The organism is Castellaniella sp. (assembly GCF_047971665.1).
Lineage (GTDB): Bacteria > Pseudomonadota > Gammaproteobacteria > Burkholderiales > Burkholderiaceae_B > Castellaniella.
This window is the reverse complement of the sequence record NZ_JBKEAA010000039.1, coordinates 1-19,770: the sequence shown is the minus strand read 5'-3', so window position 1 is coordinate 19,770 and position 19,770 is coordinate 1. Positions and strand designations below refer to the sequence as shown.

Below are 19,770 nucleotides of genomic sequence, written 5' to 3'. Positions count from 1 at the left end.
AGTCTCTCTATGAGCCGGTTTTTCGGCCAGATCCGCCAACTGGGTTATGTCGTTCCCGACATCGAGGCGGCCATGGACTATTGGGGCGAGACGCTGGGCGTCGGCCCCTGGTATTACAACCCTCGCGTACCGATCACCAACTACCGCTATGACGGCGAGGCCTATGAGCCGCACAATTCCGTGGCGCTGGCCAATTCCGGTTTCATTCAGGTCGAGCTGATCCAGACGCGCAACGACGTGCCGTCGATGTACCGCGATTTCCTTCAGGCCGGACGCACCGGGCTGCAGCATGTGGCCTACTGGACGGAAACCTACGACGCCGATCTCGAGCGCCTGCTGGCGCAGGGCTTCAAACCGAAGATGAGCGGCGAGGTCGGCGAACGCGGCCGCTTCATCTATTTCGATACGGAATACCATCCGGGCACCGTCATCGAGCTGTCCGAGGTCCTGGGTCCGAAGGGCCGCCTGTTCCGGACGATCCGCGAGGCATCGGAAGGGTGGGATGGCCACGATCCGGTGCGCCCGTTCCCCGACCTGGGGGTGGCATGAGCGGCGAACGGATTCTGGCCGGTTACGTCATCGAAACCCCGCTGGATCCCGCCGCCGTGGCCGAGGTCATGGCGGGGGAGCAATCCTGCGGCACGTTCACCCGGGTGGCCGGGGAAACCGATGAACTGCGCGGGCGCGCGCGCGCCGTCGTGGAATCGGTGCAACCGCTCGATGCGGTGGACCGGCCGAGTCTGTCGAATGCTTTTCTGACGCGCCGGGGCGTCGGGGGGCCGTGGCGTCGCGCGCGGATCGAACTCTCGTTTCCGCCGGCCAATATCGGCGCCAACCTGCCGACACTGGCCAGCACGGTGGCGGGCAATCTGTACGACCTGGGCGAGGTCACGGGGCTGCGCCTGGAGACGTTGCGGGTACCGGCCGCCTATCGGGCCGGATTTGATTTTCCGCGTGTGGGCATCGACGGGACGCGCCGCGCCACTGGCGTGTCCGAAGGCGCGCTGGTCGGAACCATCATCAAGCCCAATGTGGGTTTTTCGGCGGGACAGACGGCTGAACTGGTCAGCCGCCTGTGCGCGGCAGGGGTCGATTTCATCAAGGACGACGAGGTCTGCGCCAATCCCGCGCATGCGCCGCTGGCGCAGCGGGTGCCGGCCGTGATGCGGGTCGTGCGCGAGCATGCCGAGCGCACCGGCAGGCGGGTGATGGTGGCGTTCAATATCACCGATGAGACCGATGCGATGCGCCGCCATGCCGATCTGGTCGAGCGGGAAGGCGGCACCTGTGTCATGGCCAGCCTGAATGCCTGCGGCTATTCCGCCATTCAGAGTCTGCGTCGCCATACGCCGCTGGCCTTGCACGGGCATCGCAACGGCTTTGGCGCGCTGTCGCGTCATCCGTTGCTGGGCATCGGGTACCAGGCCTACCAGACGCTGTGGCGGCTGGCGGGAGTGGACCACATGCACGTGCATGGTCTGCAGGGCAAGTTTTCGCAGGCGGACGAGGAGGTCATCGAAGCGGCCGGCGACTGCTACACACCGCTGGCGCCGGAACTGGATCGCGAGGATACGGTGATGCCGGCGTTTTCGTCGGGCCAGTGGGCCGGCACGGTGCCCGCCACCTGGGAGGCGATCGGCCGCGACGACTTGCTGTTCATGGCGGGCGGCGGCATCCTGGCGCATCCCGATGGCCCCGCGGCGGGCGTCTCCAGCATCCGTCAGGCCTGGGCCGCGGCCCGGGCGGGCGAATCGTTGGCCGAGCGGGCCCGCCAGGCGCCAGAACTGGCTCGCGCCCTGGCGTTCTTTGGATCGCGATGAGTCGCGCGGCGCCCCGCCTGGCGTTCTACGGCGATGACTTCACGGGGGCCACGGACGCGCTGGCAACGGCTGCGCGCGCCGGTCTGCGGACCCTGTTGTTCTTCGACGTGCCGACGCCGGATCAATTGCGGCGTGCAGGCGCGCTGGATTGTCTGGGGATTGCCGGATCGACACGGGCCATGCCGCCGGATGTGATGCGGGCGGCCTTGCTGCCCGTGGTGGCGTTTTTGCGCGCTCTGGCCCCGCGCGTGATTCATTACAAAGTCTGTTCCACGTTCGACAGCGCGCCGCAGGTGGGCAACATGGCAGTGGCGCTGGAGGTCCTCCGGTCCGCCGCGCCCGATGCGGGAGCGGCGATGATCGTGGGCGGCCAGCCCAGCCTGGGGCGCTATTGCCTGTTTGGACATCTGTTCGCCGCGGCGGGGGACGAGGTGCATCGCATCGACCGCCACCCCACCATGAGCCGTCACCCGGTCACGCCCATGGGCGAGGCCGATCTGAGGCGTCATCTGGCCGATCTGGGCCTGGCGGATGTGGTGTCGGTGGACTACCGGATGTATGCCCGTGAGGCGCGGGCCGCGCTGTCGGCCCGCTTGCTGGATCTGCGCTCGACCGGCGCCGTGCTGTTCGATGTGGCGCGGGCCGAGGATCTGGAACCGGTCGGCGCGGCGCTGGCCGGCATGGCCGAAAGCCATCCTGTGCTGGCGGCGGGTCCCAGCAGCGTGATCGAAGCGCTGGGTTCCCAGTGGGGCCATGGCGCGCCGGACGTGCCGGATGGCCTCTGCGCGGCCCGGGAGCCGGTGCTGCTGCTGGCGGGCAGCCTGTCGCCCCTGACGGCGCAGCAGGTCGCGGCGGCGACCTCCTACCACCGGGTCGCGCTGGACCCGGTGCGGCTGGCCCATGAGAATCAGGCTTACCGGGATCGGGCCGCCTGCATGATTGCGCGTCACCTGCGTCAAGGTCATCATGTGCTGGCCTGTATCGAAAACACCCGGGGCGGACGCACGGACGGGGTCCACAGTCATCGGCTGGCGCATGCCGGCGGGCTGCTGCTGGCCGCGATCCTGCGTGAATGGCCGGTACGGCGCCTGGGCGTGGCGGGCGGAGACAGCTCCAGTCTGGCGATGCAGGCGCTGGACGCCTGGGGCCTGTCCTACCTGCGACGGATCGCGCCGGGTGTCGCCCTGTGCCGGTTGCACAGCGATGCCGCCTCGCTGGATGGCATGGAGGTCATGCTCAAGGGCGGGCAGATGGGCCCCGTCGATCTGTTCGAGCGCTTCGTGCACGGGACGGCCTGACCGGCGCCGTCCGCTGGCCGGGGCTGGCCTCTTGTCGGCGCCGACCGGACGGCGGGGCGGTGCAGCATGCCGATGCGGGGAGACGGCATGTCCCTGATGAATCGGAACGTAGTGTAGAGTGGAGCCGTCGCGAGGATGCGGTGTTCGTCCCTCTTGGCACGGCGGGGTGCCGCGCCCCGCGTTTCGATCATTCTTGGAAAGGAATATCCCTCATGACCCTGCGTTCCAGCGCAAGCGCCGCCTCCCGAGACCAGGCCGGGTACGGGCAAGCCCTCGAGACGGCGGCCGACCGATCGGACGGTGCGGTCTCCCGTCCGGCGGGACATATTCTGGTGGAGCAGCTTCGGCTCCAGGGGACGCAGCATGTGTTCTGTGTCCCGGGCGAAAGCTATCTGCCCGTGCTCGATGGTCTGGTCGATGCCGACATCCAGGTCACGGTCTGCCGTCAGGAGGGCGGGGCGGCGATCATGGCCGAGGCGTATGGCAAGCTGACCGGCCGGCCCGGGGTGTGCCTGGTGACGCGTGCACCGGGGGCGACCAATGCGTTCGCGGGGGTGCATGTGGCGTCGCAGGATTCCACCCCCCTGATTCTGCTGGTCGGGCAGATCGACCGGGCGATGCGTGACCGCGAGGCTTTCCAGGAAATGGACTATCGCGCCGTGTTCGGGACCCAGGTCAAGTGGGCGGCCGAGATCGATCAGGCCGCGCGCATCCCGGAATATCTCTCTCGCGCCTTTCACGTGGCGCAGTCCGGGCGGCCTGGACCCGTCGTGCTGGCCCTGCCTGAGGACATGTTGGGCGAAACCGTGGCGGTGGCCGATGCGCGGCCCTGCCGTGTGCCCGAGACTCTGCCCGCCGCCGATCAGATCCGGACGCTGGGCGATCTCCTGACGCGGGCGCAGCGTCCCCTGGCGATTCTTGGCGGCAGTCGCTGGGATGCCCGCGCCGTGCAGGCCTTCGGTGCTTTTGCCGAGCGCCATGCTTTGCCGGTGGCAGTGCAGTTCCGCCGCCAGATGCTGTGTCCGGTCGATCATCCCTGCTTCATCGGTGACCTGGGTCTGGGCTCGGATCCGCAATTGCTGGAGGCCATCCGGGCGTCCGATCTGATCCTGGCGGTGGGCGGCCGTCTGTCCGAGGTGCCGAGCCAGGGCTATACGCTGTTCGATGTGCCCGATCCCGCGCAGACGCTGGTCCATGTGCATCCCGATGTCGGTGAGCTCAATCGGGTCTACCAGGCGGATCTGGCCATGGCCTGCGCGCCCGGGACCTGGGTGCGGGCCATCGAGCCGCTGGCGCCCACGGCGACGGCCGCGCGCCGTCAGCGCTGCGAGCAGTTGCATGCGCGGCGGCAGGTTTGGAGCGATCCTGCCGCCATTGAGCATCCCGGCGCGTTGCAGATGGGCCGGGTCATGGCGCATCTGAACGCCGTGCTGCCCCAGGACGCCATCCTGACCAATGGCGCCGGCAACTACGCGACCTGGCTGCATCGCTTTTATCGTTTTCGCGCCTATGGGACGCAGCTGGCGCCCACTTCCGGTTCGATGGGCTATGGCTTGCCGGCGGCCGTGGCGGCCCAGCGGCTCCATCCGGATCGCCGGGTGGTGTGTTTCGCGGGCGATGGCTGCTTCATGATGCACGGTCAGGAATTCGCCACGGCGGTTCAGTATGACCTGCCGATCCTGGTGATCCTGATCGACAACGGCATGTTCGGCACCATCCGCATGCATCAGGAACGGCGTTATCCCGGTCGGGTGTCGGCGACCGCGCTGCGCAATCCAGATTTCGCGGCCTATGCGCGCGCCTTCGGCGGTCACGGCGAACGGGTCGAGAAGACCGAGGATTTTGCCCCCGCGCTGCAACGCGCGCTGGACAGCGGCCGGCCGGCCATTCTGCATTGCCTGCTGGACCCCGAGGCCATCACGCCCACGACGACCTTGAGCCGCTTGCGCGAGGGGCGCTGACCGCCGCCGGCCGTCTGGCGCGGCCCGTGCGTACCGTCGCCGTGCGCCGTGTGCGGGCAGGGCGGATTTGTCGGCGCGCCGGGCGGGCCGATACACTGGAGCCCATCCCTTTTACCGGAGCGATGTGGTTTGACTCCTGCAATTCTTGAACAACTGACGGCGATCTACCATGAGTGGCGAACCGTCATCCTGGTTTTTGGCGTCGTGCTGTGCGTCCTCCTGGCGGGCGGTATTCTGCGGTTCGTCCTGGATCGCATCGCCCGTCGGCTGCACCCCGTGCGGCATGCCTGGGGACAGGGGCTTCTGGCGGCCGCCGCCTTGCCGCTGCAGGTCCTGATCTGGGTGCTGGGGATCGCGCTGGCCGGCCAGATTCTGCTGCGGGACGACGAGGGCGTATTCGCCAGGGATTCGATGCTGGCGCATGGGCTGGCGCCGGCGCGGGACGTCACCGTGATCCTGGTGGTGATGTGGCTGCTGTTGAGAGCGGTCAATCGCATCCAGGACAATCTGATGCGCCGCGCCAGCGAGCAGGGCCGCGAACTCGATCCGACGGCGGCCGATGCCGTCGGCAAGCTGACCAAGGCTTCGATCGTCATCACGGCCATCCTGATGATGATGCAGACGCTGGGTTTTTCCATTGCCGGTCTGCTGGCCTTCGGCGGCATGGGCGGTATCGCCGTGGGTTTTGCCGCGCAGAGCCTGATGGCCAATTTCCTGGGCGGACTGACGATCTTTGCCAGTCGCCCGTTCAAGGTCGGTGAATACGTCATCATTCCGGGGACCGAACTGATGGGCTGCGTCGAGCACATCGGCTGGCGCGCCACGCGGCTGATCGGCTTCGACTGCAAGCCGTTCTATGTCCCCAATGCGATGTTCAACACCCAGCCGGTCATCAACCACACCCGCATGTCCAGCCGCCGCATCATGGAGGACATCCACATCCGCTATGCCGATATCGATGTCGTGCCCGCCATCGTCGCCGACACGCAGGACATGCTGCGCAAGCATCGGGGCGTGAGGCATGATTTCTTTGCCTTCAATTTCAGCAGTTGCGGGATGTTCTCCCTGAAACTGTCCCTGTACGCCTTCACGGTCAGCACGGACTACAACGAATACATGGACGTCCAGGAGGACGTCCTGCTGAAGATCGCCGACATCATCCGGCATCACGGCGCGCGCATGACCGGCCCGGTGGCCTCGGTCGACGTGCCGCAATGGGGGGCGCCCGGGCATCCGCCCGGCGCGGCCGGGGCCGACGGCGCGTTGCCGCCGATCCCGTCATCCTCCCGCATCCCTTGAAAATCCTGCCCGCCGGCCCCATGTGAATCTGCAGTCCGCCTCGCCGACCTCGCGCGAGGCGCCCTGCGATGCCGCAAGAACCTCTGAATCCATCCGAATCATGAGCCAAACCGACACCCATACGGCCGAGACCCTGGGCTTCCAGGCGGAAGTCAAGCAGTTGCTGAACCTGATGATCCATTCCCTGTACAGCAACAAGGAAATTTTCCTGCGCGAACTCGTGTCCAACGCGTCCGATGCCTGCGACAAACTGCGTTTCGAGGCCATCGACCATCCGGAACTGCTCGAGGGCGACGCCGATCTGCGCATCTGCGTCGAATTCGACAAGGACGCCCGCACCATCACCATCACCGACAACGGCATCGGCCTGTCGCGGGACGAGGCCATTGCCAACCTGGGCACCATCGCCCGGTCCGGCACGCGCGAATTCTTTTCTCAACTGACGGGCGACAAGCAGAAAGACGCTCAGCTGATCGGTCAGTTCGGCGTGGGCTTTTATTCGTCGTTCATCGTCGCCGAGAAGGTCGCCGTGCACAGCCGCCGCGCCGGCCTGACCGCCGCCGAGGCGGTGCTGTGGGAATCCGACGGCCAGGGCGAATTCTCCGTGGCCGCGACCGAGCGGCCGACCCGGGGCACGACCGTCACCCTGACCCTGCGGGCCGATGAGGACGAGTTCCTGTCGGGCTGGAAACTGCGTGAGGTCCTGCGCCGCTATTCCGACCATATTTCCCTGCCCATCCAGATGCGCAAGGAATCATGGGACGAGGAAAAATCCGAACAGGTCGTCACGGATGAGTGGGAGACCGTCAATCAGGCCAATGCGCTGTGGACGCGCGCCAAGGCCGACATCACCGACGAGCAGTACAAAGAGTTCTACAAGCACGTCTCGCATGATTTCGAGGATCCGCTGGCCTGGACGCACAACCGGGTCGAGGGCCGCAGCGAATACACCCAGCTGCTGTATGTGCCCAGGCGCGCGCCCTTCGATCTGTGGGACCGCGATGCGCGCCGGGGGGTGAAACTCTACGTCAAGCGTGTCTTCATCATGGACGATGCCGATCAACTGCTGCCGGCCTATCTGCGGTTCGTGCGCGGGGTGGTCGATTCGGCCGACCTGCCGCTGAACGTCTCGCGCGAAATCCTCCAGGAAAGCCGTGACGTGCGCGCCATCCGCGAGGGTTCGGCCAAGCGCATTCTCGGCCTGCTCGAGGATCTGGCCAAGGACGAGCCCGAGGAGTATGCCGAGTTCTGGGCCCAGTTCGGCCAGGTGCTCAAGGAAGGCGCCGGCGAGGATCCCGCCAACAAGGACCGCATCGCCGGCCTGCTGCGTTTTGCGTCGACCCTGTCCGACAGTCCGGCGCAGACCGTGTCGCTGGCCGACTATGTCGGCCGCATGAAGGACGGTCAGGACAAGATCTACTACCTGAGCGCGGATTCCCATGCCGCCGCCGCGCACAGTCCGCATCTGGAGGTCTTCCGCCGCAAGGGCCTGGAAGTCCTGCTGCTGTCCGACCGGGTGGACGAGTGGATGCTGTCCTATCTGCGTGAATTCGAGGGCAAGGCCCTGGCTTCGGTCGCCAAGGGTGGCCTGGATCTGGATGCCCTGGTCGACGAAGAGGAAAAGAAACAGCAGGCCGAGGCCGCCGAGGCCTTCAGGCCCACCATCGAGCGCCTGACGACCGCGCTGGGCGAGCGTGTCAAGGAAGTCCGCGCCACGGCGCGTCTGGTGGATTCGCCGGCATGCGTGGTGGTCGACGAGCATGAACTCAGTCCCCATCTGCTGCGCATGCTCAAGGCAGCTGGCCAGGATGCGCCCGAGGTCAAGCCCATCCTGGAAGTGAACCCGCAGCACGCCCTGGTCAAGCGTCTGGAGGCGCAGCCCGACGCTTCGTTCGGCGAATGGGCCGAGTTGCTCCTGGATCAGGCCATGCTCGCCGAAGGCGCGTCCCTGAAAGACCCGGCGGCGTTCGTCAAGCGCATGAACGCGCTGCTGCTGGGGAGCTGACCCTCGCAGGCGTCGGGCCGGCCCGCGCATTCGCACGCGTGGGCCCTGGCCTTGACGCTTTCGATGAAAATCTGGATCGCCGGGCTGGGTGAGCGGGTCCTGCGCATCAGGATGCCGAAAGGTGGCAGGTGCTTGCGGATCGGCAGAGGCACGATGGCCAGGGTGCCGCGCTCCACGTAGTGCTGGGCGACCAGTGTGGGCATGACGGCCAGCAGGTCGGAATGACGCGCCAGTGACGAGGTCAGCAGCATGGAGGCCGTCTCCATGATGTTCAGCGGCAGCGCCAGGCGGGCCTCGACGAAGGACAGTTCGATGACTTTGCGCATCGGGCTGGGGTGCGCCTGCAGAATCCAGGGAAAGTGCACCAGTTCCGCCAGGGTGATGCGCCGCTTGAGCGCCGCCTTGTTTTCCGGGCTGCAGACGATAGACAGGGCCTCTTCCTGGATCGGCTCGAATATCAGGCTGGCGTCGTCCCAGGTGTCGGGGATGCGTCCGATGACCACGTCCAGCCGATCTTCTTTCAATGCCGTCACCAGTACATCGCTGGTATCGACCTGGATGCTGATCGCCAGGCGGGGGTGATCCCGCTTGACGTCAAGCAGCGTGTGGGTCAGCAATTGCGGCACGGGCGCCATGATGGCGCCGACCCGGATCTTCCCGATATGGCCTGAATGGATGGCCAGCAGTTCGTCGCGCACGCCGGTCAGATCGGCGGCCACGCCCTGCGCATAGCGTGTCATGACCTCGCCGTAGGCGGTGGCCTGCAGACCGCGCCGACCCCGTTCGAACAGTTTCAGGCCGATCAGATCCTCCATGTCCCGCAGCATTTTGGTGGCGGCCGGCTGGCTCATGCCCAGATGCTCGGCGGCCTTGCGCAGCGAATGATGCGACTGGATGGCCAGCAGCAGCACCAGCTGACGGGTTCTGAGCCGGTTGAACAGGATGGTCTGATTAGGTATCAGCATGGGTTATAGATATATAAAATAATTTCAATATTAAGTTATCACTGTTCTGATAAGCTGACCAGGAGTCCTTACAGGGACGCGCCAGAAGATGTCCGCACAAGAGCATCCCTGGCCCATCACATATCAAACACAGGAGACAAGAGATGGCCATTTCCTCGTTCAGACCCTCGATTCCGGTCCTGGCGGCGGGCTTCGCCCTGACGCTGAGCGTGACGGGCGCGGCCCAGGCCGCCGAAGCCTGGCAGCCCACCAAGAATATCGAGATCATCGCGGCCGCCGGCGCGGGCGGCGGCACCGATCAGCTGGCGCGCCTGATCCAGTCCATCATTACCAAGCATGATCTGCTGAAGGTCTCGACCGTGGTGCAGAACAAGGGCGGCGGCAATGGCGCCGAGGGCTTTCTGGACATCAAGCTGTCCAAGGGCGATCCCTACAAGATCATCGTCGGTACCAACAATGCCTACCTGCTGCCCATGGTCGCCAAGCTGGGTTATCAATGGACGGACCTGACGCCGGTGGCCGCTGTCGCGCAGGACGACTTCATCCTCTGGGGGTCGGCCAAGTTGCCGTTCAAGAGCGCCAAGGACTACATTGCCGCCGTCAAGGCCGATCCGTCCAAATATCCCATGGGCGGCAGCCAGTCCAAGGACGTGGATCAGACCCTGACCATGCTCATCAACAAGGTCGAAGGCACGAAATTCACCTACATTCCGTTCAAGAGCGGTGGCGAAGCCGTCACCCAGCTGGCGGGCGGCCATATCGGTTCGAACACCAACAATCCCTCAGAGAGCGTGTCCCAATGGAAGGCCGGACAGGTGATCCCGCTGTGCGTTTTCAGCAAGGAGCGCATGGTCTACACCGACAAGGTCACGGACACGCAAGCCTGGTCGGACATTCCCACCTGCGCCTCCGAGGGCATCAAGATCGACGAGTACCGCTTTCCGCGCACCGTCTTCATGCCGGGGGGCGTGACCGGGGCCCAGCGCGATTTCTACGTCGAGCTGCTGCGCAAGGTGACTCAGACGCAGGAGTTCAAGGATTACCTGACGCGGGGCGCGCTGGTGCCTTCCTTTGTCGCCGGTGACGACTTCAAGAAACTGGTCGAGGCCGACAGCGCCCGCGCACGCGACATCTTCGAATCTGCCGGCTGGCTGAAATAACCGGAGCATGGGTGCGGACGGTCGCCGTCCGCGCGCCGGGCCCATCATGGGAGAGGGACGGATGAGTACGCAAGCGCCTCAGGACCGGCCGCAGCGGGCCGAAGAAGGCGGCATCAGCCTGCGGGGCGGGGGACTGTTCACCTCGTGCCTGCTGATGCTGATCGCCGCGGTCGTGATGTACGACAGTCTGGATCAGGGGATCGGCTGGGACGCCGCGGGGCCGCAGGCGGGCTATTTCCCGTTCTATGTCGGCCTGCTGATGTTCCTGTCCTGTCTGGGGACGGCCTCGTGGACGCTGCTGCATTGGTCCGAGGGGCGGGGACTGATGACCACCCGCTCGGAGTTCCGGCGGGTGTGCAATGTCTTCCTGCCCATTGTCGCCTATGTCGTGCTGATGTTCATCGTCGGCATGTACGTGGCGGGCGCGCTGTTCATCGCCTGGTTCATGTGGCGCCTGGCCGAGCCGGGCAAGCGCCATGGCCTGCTCAAGACACTGGTGATCGCCGTCTGCGTGCCGCTGGCCACCTATTTCATTTTCACCGTCTGGTTCGAAGTCGCCCTGTACAGCGGGCCTTTCGCCGACTTCTGAGTGATTCGTCATGGAACAGTTCGAACTGCTCATGCACGGCATGGGGGTGGTGCTGACCTGGAACCACCTGCTGTTGATGGTGGCCGGCGTCCTGCTGGGCATCCTGGTGGGGGTGCTGCCGGGCCTGGGCGCGCCCAACGGCGTCACCATTCTGCTGCCGCTGACTTTCAGCATGTCGCCGGTATCGGCCATCATCCTGTTGTCGTGCATGTACTGGGGCGCCTTGTTCGGTGGCTCGGTGACCTCCATCATCTTCAATATCCCCGGTGAGCCCTCCTCGATCGCGACCACCTTCGATGGCCATCCGCTGGCCAAGCAGGGGCGGGCGGGCGAGGCGCTGACCGCTGCGTATACCTCGGCCCTGCTGGGCGCGCTGGTGGGGGTGTTGCTGCTGACCTTCCTGTCCACCTACATCGCGCGCTTCGCGCTGGAATTCAGTTCGCCCGAGTTCTTTGCCGTGTACGTGCTGGCCTTTGGCAGCTTCATCGGCCTGGGCAAGACGCCCGCGCTCAAGACCGTGGCCGCCATGATGCTGGGCTTCATCCTGGCCAGTGTCGGCATGGACACGGTTTCCGGCAATCTGCGCCTGACTTTCGGGCAGACCGAGCTGCTGCGCGGCATCAGTTTCGAAGTCGCTGTGATCGGTCTGTTCGGCATCGGAGAAATCCTCTGCACGGTCGAGGAGGGCCTGGTCTTCCGGGGCGAGAACGCGAAGATCAATCTGCGCGTGGTCTGGAGCACCTGGAAGCAGATGCCGCGCTATTGGGCGACCTGGCTGCGCAGTTGCCTGATCGGCTGCTGGATGGGGATCACGCCGGGCGGGCCGACGGCGGCGTCTTTCCTGTCCTACAGCGTGGCCAAGAACATGTCCAGAAACCCCGAGCAGTTCGGCAAGGGCGCGCTCGATGGCGTGATCGCTCCCGAAACCGCCGATCATTCGGCTGGAACCAGCGCGCTGCTGCCCATGCTGACGCTGGGGATTCCGGGGTCGGCGACGGCCGCCGTGATGCTGGGCGGCCTGATGATCTGGGGCCTGCAGCCGGGGCCGACGCTGTTCGTCGAGCAGAAGGACTTCGTCTGGGGGCTGATCGCCAGTATGTATCTGGGCAACGTCGTCGGTCTGATCGTGGTGCTGTCGACCATTCCGCTGTTCACAGCCATTTTGCGCATCCCGTTTTCCATCATTGCGCCCATCATCGTCATCATCTGCGCCATCGGCGCCTATGCGGTGCATCAGTCGCTGTTCGATGTGGCGTTGATGCTGGTTTTCGGCGTGTTCGGCTATCTGTTCAAGAAACTGTCCTATCCGATCGCGCCGCTGGTGCTGGCCGCCGTCCTGGGCGACAAGATGGAGGATGCGTTCCGCCAGTCGATGCTGTTCTCGAGCGGCAGCCTGGATATTTTCTGGTCCAACGGCCTGGCCGGCACCATGACCACGGCAGGGCTCGTGATGGCTTTCCTGCCCTTGGTTTCCAGAATCACGCGGATGGTCCGCGCCCGGCTGCGGCCCTCTGCCTCCTGACACTTTGCGGATGAATCGAACATGACTCAAGAACATACCGTCGTCGCCCTGACATTGGGAGATCCCGCCGGGATCGGCGCCGAGCTGATCGCCAAGCTGCTGGCGCAGCCCGCGGAACTGGGCAATGCGAAGATCGTGCTGATCGGCGACCCGTGGCTCTGGGAGCGCGGGCAGCAGGTCGCGGACGTGCGGGTGCCGACCCGGGCGCTGGACTCGCTGGCGCAGGCGCGCCAGGCCCCTGCCGGGCTGCCGCTGTTTGTGGCCGTCGATACCGTCCGGCCTGAGGACGTGAGCGTCGGCCAGGCCGGCCGCGCCGGCGGCGAATCCGTGCTGCGGGTGCTGGACCGGTGCATGGACGCGGCGCAGGCGCGGCAGATCGACGCCATCTGCTTCGCCCCCCTGAACAAGCACGCCATGAAAATGGGCGGCTTGCGCCATGAAGACGAATTGCACCATTTCGCCGAATACCTCGAGGTGGATGGCTATTTTTGCGAATTCAACACCCTGGACGGTCTATGGACCGCGCGGGTGTCGTCCCACATTCCGCTCAAGGACGCGACCCGGTACATCACGCGCGAACGCGTCGTCGCGGCCAGCGCCCTGATCTACCGGTCTTTGCAGGCCGCTGGCAATGCGCAGCCGCGCGTGGCCGTTGCGGCGGTCAATCCGCACGGTGGCGACGGAGGCACCTGCGGCCGCGAGGAGATCGATGTGATCGCTCCCGCCGTGGCGGACCTGAACGCCCAGGGGATCCCGGTGCAGGGGCCCTATCCGGCCGACACGATTTTCCTGCGGGCCCGCGACGGCCAACTGGACGCCATCGTGACCATGTATCACGACCAGGGACAGATCGCCATCAAGCTGATGGGGTTCGAAAAGGGGGTGACCGTGCAGGGCGGCCTGCCCGTGCCGATCACGACCCCGGCACATGGCACCGCCTATGACATTGCCGGCCGGAATCTCGCCAACGCCCAGGCCATGCGCAACGCCTTTCTGATCGCCAGCCGCATGGGCGCTTCCTACCGGAATCAGGCCGCCGCCTGATTCCGTTCCCAGACCTCATCCGCATTTTCCAGACGGAGCTTGAATTGAAGATCAAACACATCCGCGCCCGCGTTTTCGAGTGGCAGGGCAAGACGGTGCCTCCTCAACCGCATTTCTGCACCAACGCCATGGATGCCCTGTGGGACCGGGGGGATTCCATGGGGACGTTCCGTTTCCATGGCTGGACCGTCGTCGAGGTCGAGACGGATGACGGCATCATCGGCCTGGGCAATGTGGCGCTGGCGCCGCGGATCGCCAAGCAGATCATCGATCAGTATCTGGCGCCGCTGGTCATTGGCCACGATCCTTTTGACTATGAATACCTGTGGCAGCGCATGTACCGCTCCACCATGGCCTGGGGCCGCAAGGGCGTGGCCATGGCGGCGATTTCCGCCATCGACATCGCCTTGTGGGATGTCATGGGCAAGGCGGTCGGGCGTCCGGTGTTCAAGCTGCTGGGCGGGCGCACCAAGGAAAAGATCCCCTGCTATGCCTCCAAGCTGTACCGCACGGACCTCAATGCCATGCAGGCCGAGGCGCAAGCCTATGTGGATCAGGGGTTCACGGCCTTCAAGATGCGTTTCGGCTATGGGCCAAAGGACGGCCCGGCCGGGGTGCGCAAGAATCTGGACAGCGTCAAGGCCGTGCGCGACGTCATCGGCTACGACACCGACCTGATGCTGGAATGCTACATGGGCTGGAACCTGGAATACACCAAGCGCATTTTGCCCAAGCTGGAAGTGTTCGAACCGCGCTGGCTGGAAGAACCGGTGATCGCCGATGACATCGATGGCTATGCCGAGCTGAACCAGTGCGGATCGATTCCGATCTCGGGCGGCGAGCATGAATTCACCAGCCATGGCTTCCGGCAGCTGCTGGACAAGCGCGCGGTATCGGTCATTCAGTACGACACGAATCGCGTCGGCGGCATCACGGCGGCGCACAAGGTCAACGCGCTGGCCGAGGCCTACAGCGTGCCCGTCATTCCCCATGCCGGTCAGATGCACAACTACCATCTGACCATGTCCACGCTGGCCTCGCCCATGTCGGAGTATTTCCCCGTCCATGATGTCGAGGTGGGCAATGAGCTGTTCTATTACATCTTCGAAGGCGACCCGATGCCGGTCAAGGGCTTCATCGATCTGGACGATGACAAACCGGGGTTGGGCCTGACCTTGTCCGATCGCTATCGCGATCAGTTTTCGATCATCGAGTGAGCGCCGCTTTGGAATGCGCCAGGATGTCTATAAGGAAGTCATGATGCGATTGATTCAGTTCAAGGATGCGCAGGGGGTCAAGGCCGCCCTGGCGGACGACACCGATCAGGTCAGTGTCATCGAGGTCGTGGGCGGTACCTATGCGCTGGTCATGATGGCCGTGCAGCATGGCATGTCGTTGACGCATCTGATCCAGCAGCATCTGGGCAACCAGGTGCTGTCCTACCAGGACCTGATCGAATCGCAACGGCTGCTGCCGCCATTGACGCATCCCGATGCGGCCCACTGCCTGGTCAGCGGCACGGGGCTGACCCATCTGGGCAGCGCCGATACCAGGGATGCCATGCACGCCAAGATGAATCAAGACGAAGCCAGTCTCAGCGATTCCATGCGCATGTTCAAGATGGGGCTGGAGGGCGGGCGTCCGGCGGCTGGCGGGATCGGTGTCCAGCCGGAATGGTTCTACAAGGGCGATGGCGGCTGTGTGGTGGCGCCCGAGCGCCCGCTGCCGGTGCCCGGCAGTGCCCGGGATGCCGGTGAGGAATCGGAGTTGGTCGGCCTGTACGTGATCGCGCCCGACGCAACGCCGGTCCGGGTGGGCTTTGCCGTGGGCAACGAGTTCTCGGATCATGTCACCGAGCGCGTCAACTACCTGTGGCTGGCGCATTCCAAACTGCGCGCCTGCAGTTTCGGACCGGAAATCGTGATCGGAGAATTGCCGTCCGACCTGCAGGGCGAATCCCGCATCGTGCGTGGTGGCAAGGTGTTGTGGACCCGGCCTTTCGTGACCGGCGAGGCCAATATGGCCCATACCCTGGCCAATCTGGAACATCATCATTTCAAATACGCGGGGTTCCGCCGGCCGGGCGATGTCCACGTGCATTTCTTCGGCACCTCGACGCTGAGTTTTGCCGACGGCGTCCGGACGCAGGAGGGCGATCGTTTCGAAATTTCCCTGCAAGGGTTCGGACGGCCCTTGCGCAACCCCATCGGCCCGCAGCCCGCCGATATGTTCACCGCGGTCCGGACCATCGTCTGAGTTTGTCTTGCCGGCCGGTTCTGGCCATAATCAGTCTCATCCGCATCGTGGCCGCGCCGTCTCCTGGCGGGGCGGTCGACGCACAGCACCTCATGGAGACTGACGCCTATGGAACGCATTGAACAGCACGCCTGCTTCGGCGGCCGCCAGGAGGTCTGGCGCCATGATTCCGAGGTGCTGGACTGCGCCATGCGCTTTGGCGTCTACCTGCCTTCGGCGGCCCTGCGCGGCGAGTCCTGTCCTGTGCTGTACTGGCTGTCCGGCCTGACCTGCACCGAACAGAACTTCATCACCAAGGCCGGCGCCCAGGCGCACGCCGAGCGTCACGGTCTGATCCTGGTCGCGCCGGACACCAGCCCGCGCGGTGAAGCGGTGGCCGATGATCCCGCCTATGATCTGGGGCAGGGCGCAGGCTTTTACCTGAACGCCACGCAGGCGCCCTGGGCGGCGCACTATCGCATGCAGGACTATGTGGCCGAGGAACTGCCCGGCCTGGTCGAACCGCATTTCTCCACGGCACCCGCGCGGTCCATCGCTGGCCACTCCATGGGCGGCCATGGCGCCCTGATCACGGCGCTGCGTCATCCGGGACGCTATCGCAGTGTGTCCGCTTTCTCGCCCATTGTGGCGCCCTCGCAAGTGCCCTGGGGACAAAAGGCGTTCACGGCCTATCTGGGCGCGGATGTCTCAGCCTGGGCCTCGTGGGATGCGGTGGCGCTGATCCGCGCTGCCGCGCCCGCGCCGCATCTGCCCCTGCTGGTGGATCAGGGCCTGGGCGATGAGTTCCTGGCTGAACAGCTGCGCCCGGACCTGCTGGAGGCCGCCTGCCGGGATGCGGGGTATCCGCTGACCCTGCGCCGTCAGGCGACGTACGACCACAGCTATTACTTCATTGCCAGCTTCATCGGGGATCACGTGGCGTTTCATGCAAAGGCATTGCGCCGGCCGTGATCCCCTGAGCCCCGATGAGGCCACTGGTGTGCCGGGCACACCGGGAGGTGCCTACCAGATGAAGCGTACGCCCACGCGCCCGCTGGTGCTCTCGCGTGCGGTATCGTCGCCCTGGTACACGTCGGTGCCGCCACTGAACGCGCGCGCGTAGCGTACATCCCCGTACAGATACGCCGACTTGCCCAGCGGGAACTGCGCGCCCACGCCCAGTTCGCCCCAGGTGCGCTGGTAGGTCTCGCGCAGCTCGTCGCGCCCGATGCGCGCCTCGGACTTGTTGCCCGTGAAGTCATGCAGCACATTGGCCGTCACGTAGAACGTGTGGGTGCGCTGCTCGCCGTTGTCGTTGTTGTAGGCCAGCCGCGCGCCGAGCCGTCCGCGCAGGGTGCCGCCGCTCTGGTCGTCGATCGTGCGCACATCGTCATCGAAGTCGTTCAGGTGCACGTACTGATAGGACAGCTGCGCCTGCGGCTCGATCTGCCAGGCGCTGCGACCCAGTTGCCACGGATGGCCCACTGCCACCGACACGCCCAGCCCGTAGCCGTTCTGGCTGGCCGAACCGCTGGCGCTGTCGTAGGTGTTGTGGATGCCCGAGAGGTTGCCCACCAGATCCAGGTAGGTGCCGTTGGCGCTGTACCAGGTGCTGTAGGCTCCCAGCGAGTACATGTCGGTGGTGCCCGTACCCACATGCTTGCGGTCGCTGACCACGCCGTTCTCGGCGCGGTACTTGTCGTAGAAGTCGTGATCGCCCCGGCTGTAGGTGACCATCACGCCCTGATGCAGCCGGTTGCCGGCCTCGTCGCTGCGCGCGCGCAGATCCGCGCCGAATTGCAGGAAACTGGTCTGGGTGTCATAACCGAAGCGTTTGTCTCCCTGTTCCTGCTGGTCGGTGATGTTCAGGCGGCCCCAGATCGGGTTGGCGCTTTGATCTCTGGGTACCTGCCTGAAGTCGCCTCGGCGTTCGTGCAGCTTGCCCAGTTGTTCCAGCCCCATCTCGCGGTCGATGCGCGACATCTGCACGTAACCCGGGGTGCCGGGGGTGTAGATGGGGACAGGATCAGGGCCCGGCGGAATGGGGTCGGTGCCTGGATTCTGGGCGGCCAGCACCCAGTAATAGTTGCTGCCGCCATTGGGATCATCCCGCTGCACGAGTTGCGCCTGACCCGCATTGGTCGTCTCAGCCGTGCCGGTGAATGTGTGTGACTGATTGAGATCGGTCCCCTCTACTGAAACGACAGGCGTCAGCCATTGGCCGTTCTTGGGCGCATCGCCCAGGGTCACATCGCCGATGATTCCGCCTGGGACCGCCACGGTGGTCATGCCATCGGCTGCGCCGGTAATGATCATGTGGTCTGTTTGCTGGATATCCGGATCGTCCCAGCGTGAATCGACGAGTAATGTTCCGTTGCCGAGATAGTCGCCGGTGATTTTCAATTCATCTCCGACCGTGCTGCCCGCCATATTGATCGTCCCTGCATTGGTGACCGTCCCTGTGATATTGGCGCCGCCTGCGGAGGCATCGAAGACACTGTCTGATTCGATATTGAAGTTGCCTGTCAGATCAAAACTGGAAGGCGCGATGAAGTGCCCGGCATTCATGATGAAAAAGCCGTTGTCGAGCGATGCGGTATCGACTGTTATTGGCCCGTTCCAGGTGACCTCGCCGCCTACGATCTTGATGGTCTCGAAATTGATGAACTGGTTGATGGCCGTCGTCGTCGTCTGTTCCTGGAATATCACGGTATCGACGGACCCGTCGTTCGAGGAGGCATCGTCGCCACCATCAAAAACTGCGTGGTTGAAGTTGCCGCCAGCCAGGATGAGTGTGCCGTCTACGGAGTCGATAAACGCGAGTGTTCCGGAGATAGGGGTCTCGGGCGTGACAATCACCGTCATGGGCGGTCCTGCCAGCGCGTTACAGGAAAACCCGGACAGGACGGCAAGGCCGGCCAGCAGGCCTGTCCTGATCCGGGTCATGCGGGGTGTTGATTCTTGATTGAAGGTTTGTTTCCTGGTTTCTCTTGAGTGTGTTATTAAATTCATCATGGTGAAGCAAAAAATATTTTGAATATGGAAAATAAGAGCATGACGAATTTATTTAAAGTCTGAGAGATCTCAGTTCTGGTTTGAATTTCGGACTCATGGTTATTTCTGATTCTTTCGTTACTCTGAATATGGTTGTGAAGGCGCCATGAATATGGAGTCCATCCGGAAAATTGGCATTTATTGTATATATGGGTATGTACATATGCATTAGTACCCAGAATGGGGAATTGACAATTGTCAATGTTGGTCCGGATTTGATTTGATGAAGATAAGAGCCGATAAAATAAGCGCCGATATATTTGATGGTTGTATTTATTAAAAATAAATTATTATCTCTTCCGTCGATTCCAGTGCAATGCGCAGGTGGTAATGGGGTAAGAGTGAAAGCATCCAGGCGCATACGGCGTGCCTTTTCGACGCGCGGCCAGATCAAAGGGATGCTTGACAGGTCAAGACGCAACGCGTCCTGGTCGAGGCAAAATGGCTCTCTGAGGAATGCGTGGATCAGGACATTAAATGACATCGGCCGTCCTGGAAAGGGACGGCCGATGTCTTCAGGCAGTGACCGGACGCCATGCGCCCGACGGGGGGAGAGTTTTTACTTTTTCACGCCGGTGATGCGCACCACCACCCGACGATCCGGTTGCAGGCAGGCGATCAGTTGCTGGCTTGCCCGGTTGCCCTGGCAACCGGTCGTCACCGGCTGGCTCTCGCCACGGCCCACCGCCGTCATCGGCGCCTGCACCCCGCGCGAACGCAGGTAGCGCTGGACCGTCTCGGCGCGCGCCTGCGACAGGCGCTGGTTATAGGATTCCGAGCCCAGCCGGTCGGTATGCCCTTCCAGCTCGATGGCGTCG

At 64.2% G+C, this 19,770-nt stretch carries 16 protein-coding genes; 13 read left to right on the top strand and 3 right to left on the bottom strand.

Going from position 1 to position 19,770, the window contains the following annotated elements:
- The first annotated feature begins 9 nt into the window (after positions 1 to 9).
- The 6 genes from ACK5JE_RS12895 to htpG all read left to right on the top strand — a co-directional run bounded on the left by ACK5JE_RS12895 (position 10) and on the right by htpG (position 8,383).
- A complete protein-coding gene (locus tag ACK5JE_RS12895; RefSeq protein WP_416802098.1) occupies positions 10 to 549 on the top strand; it encodes a VOC family protein in 540 nt (179 codons plus the stop codon).
- Complete coding sequence (locus tag ACK5JE_RS12890) at positions 546 to 1,820, top strand: ribulose-bisphosphate carboxylase large subunit family protein (protein ID WP_416802097.1); 1,275 nt, start codon at positions 546 to 548, stop codon at positions 1,818 to 1,820. The genes ACK5JE_RS12895 and ACK5JE_RS12890 overlap by 4 nt, the downstream gene beginning before the upstream one ends.
- Positions 1,817 to 3,118, top strand: a complete 1,302-nt coding sequence (locus tag ACK5JE_RS12885) for a four-carbon acid sugar kinase family protein (RefSeq protein ID WP_416802096.1) — start codon at positions 1,817 to 1,819, stop codon at positions 3,116 to 3,118. Before ACK5JE_RS12890 ends, ACK5JE_RS12885 begins: the two co-directional genes overlap by 4 nt.
- Before the next feature lie 212 nt (positions 3,119 to 3,330).
- The gene (locus ACK5JE_RS12880) at positions 3,331 to 5,079 is read left to right on the top strand and encodes a thiamine pyrophosphate-binding protein (RefSeq protein ID WP_416802095.1); all 1,749 of its coding nucleotides are present in this window, start codon (positions 3,331 to 3,333) and stop codon (positions 5,077 to 5,079) included.
- Positions 5,080 to 5,208: 129 nt separating this feature from the next.
- Positions 5,209 to 6,378, top strand: coding sequence for a mechanosensitive ion channel family protein (locus tag ACK5JE_RS12875; RefSeq protein WP_416802094.1), 1,170 nt, complete (start codon positions 5,209 to 5,211; stop codon positions 6,376 to 6,378).
- Between the two features lie 100 nt (positions 6,379 to 6,478).
- A complete protein-coding gene (gene htpG / locus ACK5JE_RS12870; RefSeq protein WP_416802093.1) occupies positions 6,479 to 8,383 on the top strand; it encodes a molecular chaperone HtpG in 1,905 nt (634 codons plus the stop codon).
- Here htpG and ACK5JE_RS12865 read toward each other — a convergent pair.
- Positions 8,299 to 9,348 carry a LysR family transcriptional regulator gene (locus ACK5JE_RS12865; RefSeq protein WP_416802092.1) on the bottom strand — a complete coding sequence of 350 codons (1,050 nt, stop codon included), beginning with the start codon at positions 9,346 to 9,348 and terminating at the stop codon, positions 8,299 to 8,301. The two genes, htpG and ACK5JE_RS12865, sit on opposite strands and share 85 nt — an antisense overlap.
- A 143-nt stretch (positions 9,349 to 9,491) precedes the next feature.
- Between ACK5JE_RS12865 and ACK5JE_RS12860 the strand changes: the two genes are divergently transcribed.
- The 7 genes from ACK5JE_RS12860 (at position 9,492) to fghA (ending at position 16,870) form a co-directional block, all read left to right on the top strand.
- Positions 9,492 to 10,508 (top strand): Bug family tripartite tricarboxylate transporter substrate binding protein, encoded by a 1,017-nt coding sequence (locus ACK5JE_RS12860; RefSeq protein WP_416802091.1) that lies wholly within the window; start codon positions 9,492 to 9,494, stop codon positions 10,506 to 10,508.
- 61 nt (positions 10,509 to 10,569) lie between these two features.
- Positions 10,570 to 11,097, top strand: a complete 528-nt coding sequence (locus ACK5JE_RS12855) for a tripartite tricarboxylate transporter TctB family protein (RefSeq protein ID WP_416802090.1) — start codon at positions 10,570 to 10,572, stop codon at positions 11,095 to 11,097.
- A 10-nt stretch (positions 11,098 to 11,107) separates the two neighbouring features.
- Positions 11,108 to 12,619 (top strand): tripartite tricarboxylate transporter permease, encoded by a 1,512-nt coding sequence (locus ACK5JE_RS12850; RefSeq protein ID WP_416802089.1) that lies wholly within the window; start codon positions 11,108 to 11,110, stop codon positions 12,617 to 12,619.
- 21 nt (positions 12,620 to 12,640) lie between these two features.
- Positions 12,641 to 13,663 (top strand): 4-hydroxythreonine-4-phosphate dehydrogenase PdxA, encoded by a 1,023-nt coding sequence (locus tag ACK5JE_RS12845; RefSeq protein WP_416802088.1) that lies wholly within the window; start codon positions 12,641 to 12,643, stop codon positions 13,661 to 13,663.
- 44 nt (positions 13,664 to 13,707) lie between these two features.
- The gene (locus tag ACK5JE_RS12840; RefSeq protein WP_416802087.1) at positions 13,708 to 14,880 is read left to right on the top strand and encodes an L-rhamnonate dehydratase; all 1,173 of its coding nucleotides are present in this window, start codon (positions 13,708 to 13,710) and stop codon (positions 14,878 to 14,880) included.
- A gap of 43 nt (positions 14,881 to 14,923) precedes the next feature.
- Positions 14,924 to 15,919, top strand: a complete 996-nt coding sequence (gene araD1 / locus ACK5JE_RS12835; protein WP_416802106.1) for an AraD1 family protein — start codon at positions 14,924 to 14,926, stop codon at positions 15,917 to 15,919.
- Between the two features lie 108 nt (positions 15,920 to 16,027).
- Positions 16,028 to 16,870: an S-formylglutathione hydrolase gene (gene fghA / locus ACK5JE_RS12830; protein ID WP_416802086.1), complete on the top strand. Its 843-nt coding sequence runs from the start codon at positions 16,028 to 16,030 to the stop codon at positions 16,868 to 16,870.
- A 51-nt stretch (positions 16,871 to 16,921) separates the two neighbouring features.
- On the opposite strand, the gene ACK5JE_RS12825 is transcribed toward fghA, so the two are convergent.
- Together ACK5JE_RS12825 and ACK5JE_RS12820 are read right to left on the bottom strand one after the other, a co-directional pair.
- Entirely contained in the window at positions 16,922 to 18,763 is a 1,842-nt protein-coding gene (locus tag ACK5JE_RS12825) for an autotransporter outer membrane beta-barrel domain-containing protein (protein WP_416802085.1), read from the bottom strand.
- Positions 18,764 to 19,511: 748 nt separating this feature from the next.
- Positions 19,512 to 19,770 (bottom strand): OmpA family protein (locus ACK5JE_RS12820; RefSeq protein ID WP_416802084.1); only part of this gene is annotated, 259 nt, incomplete at its 5' end.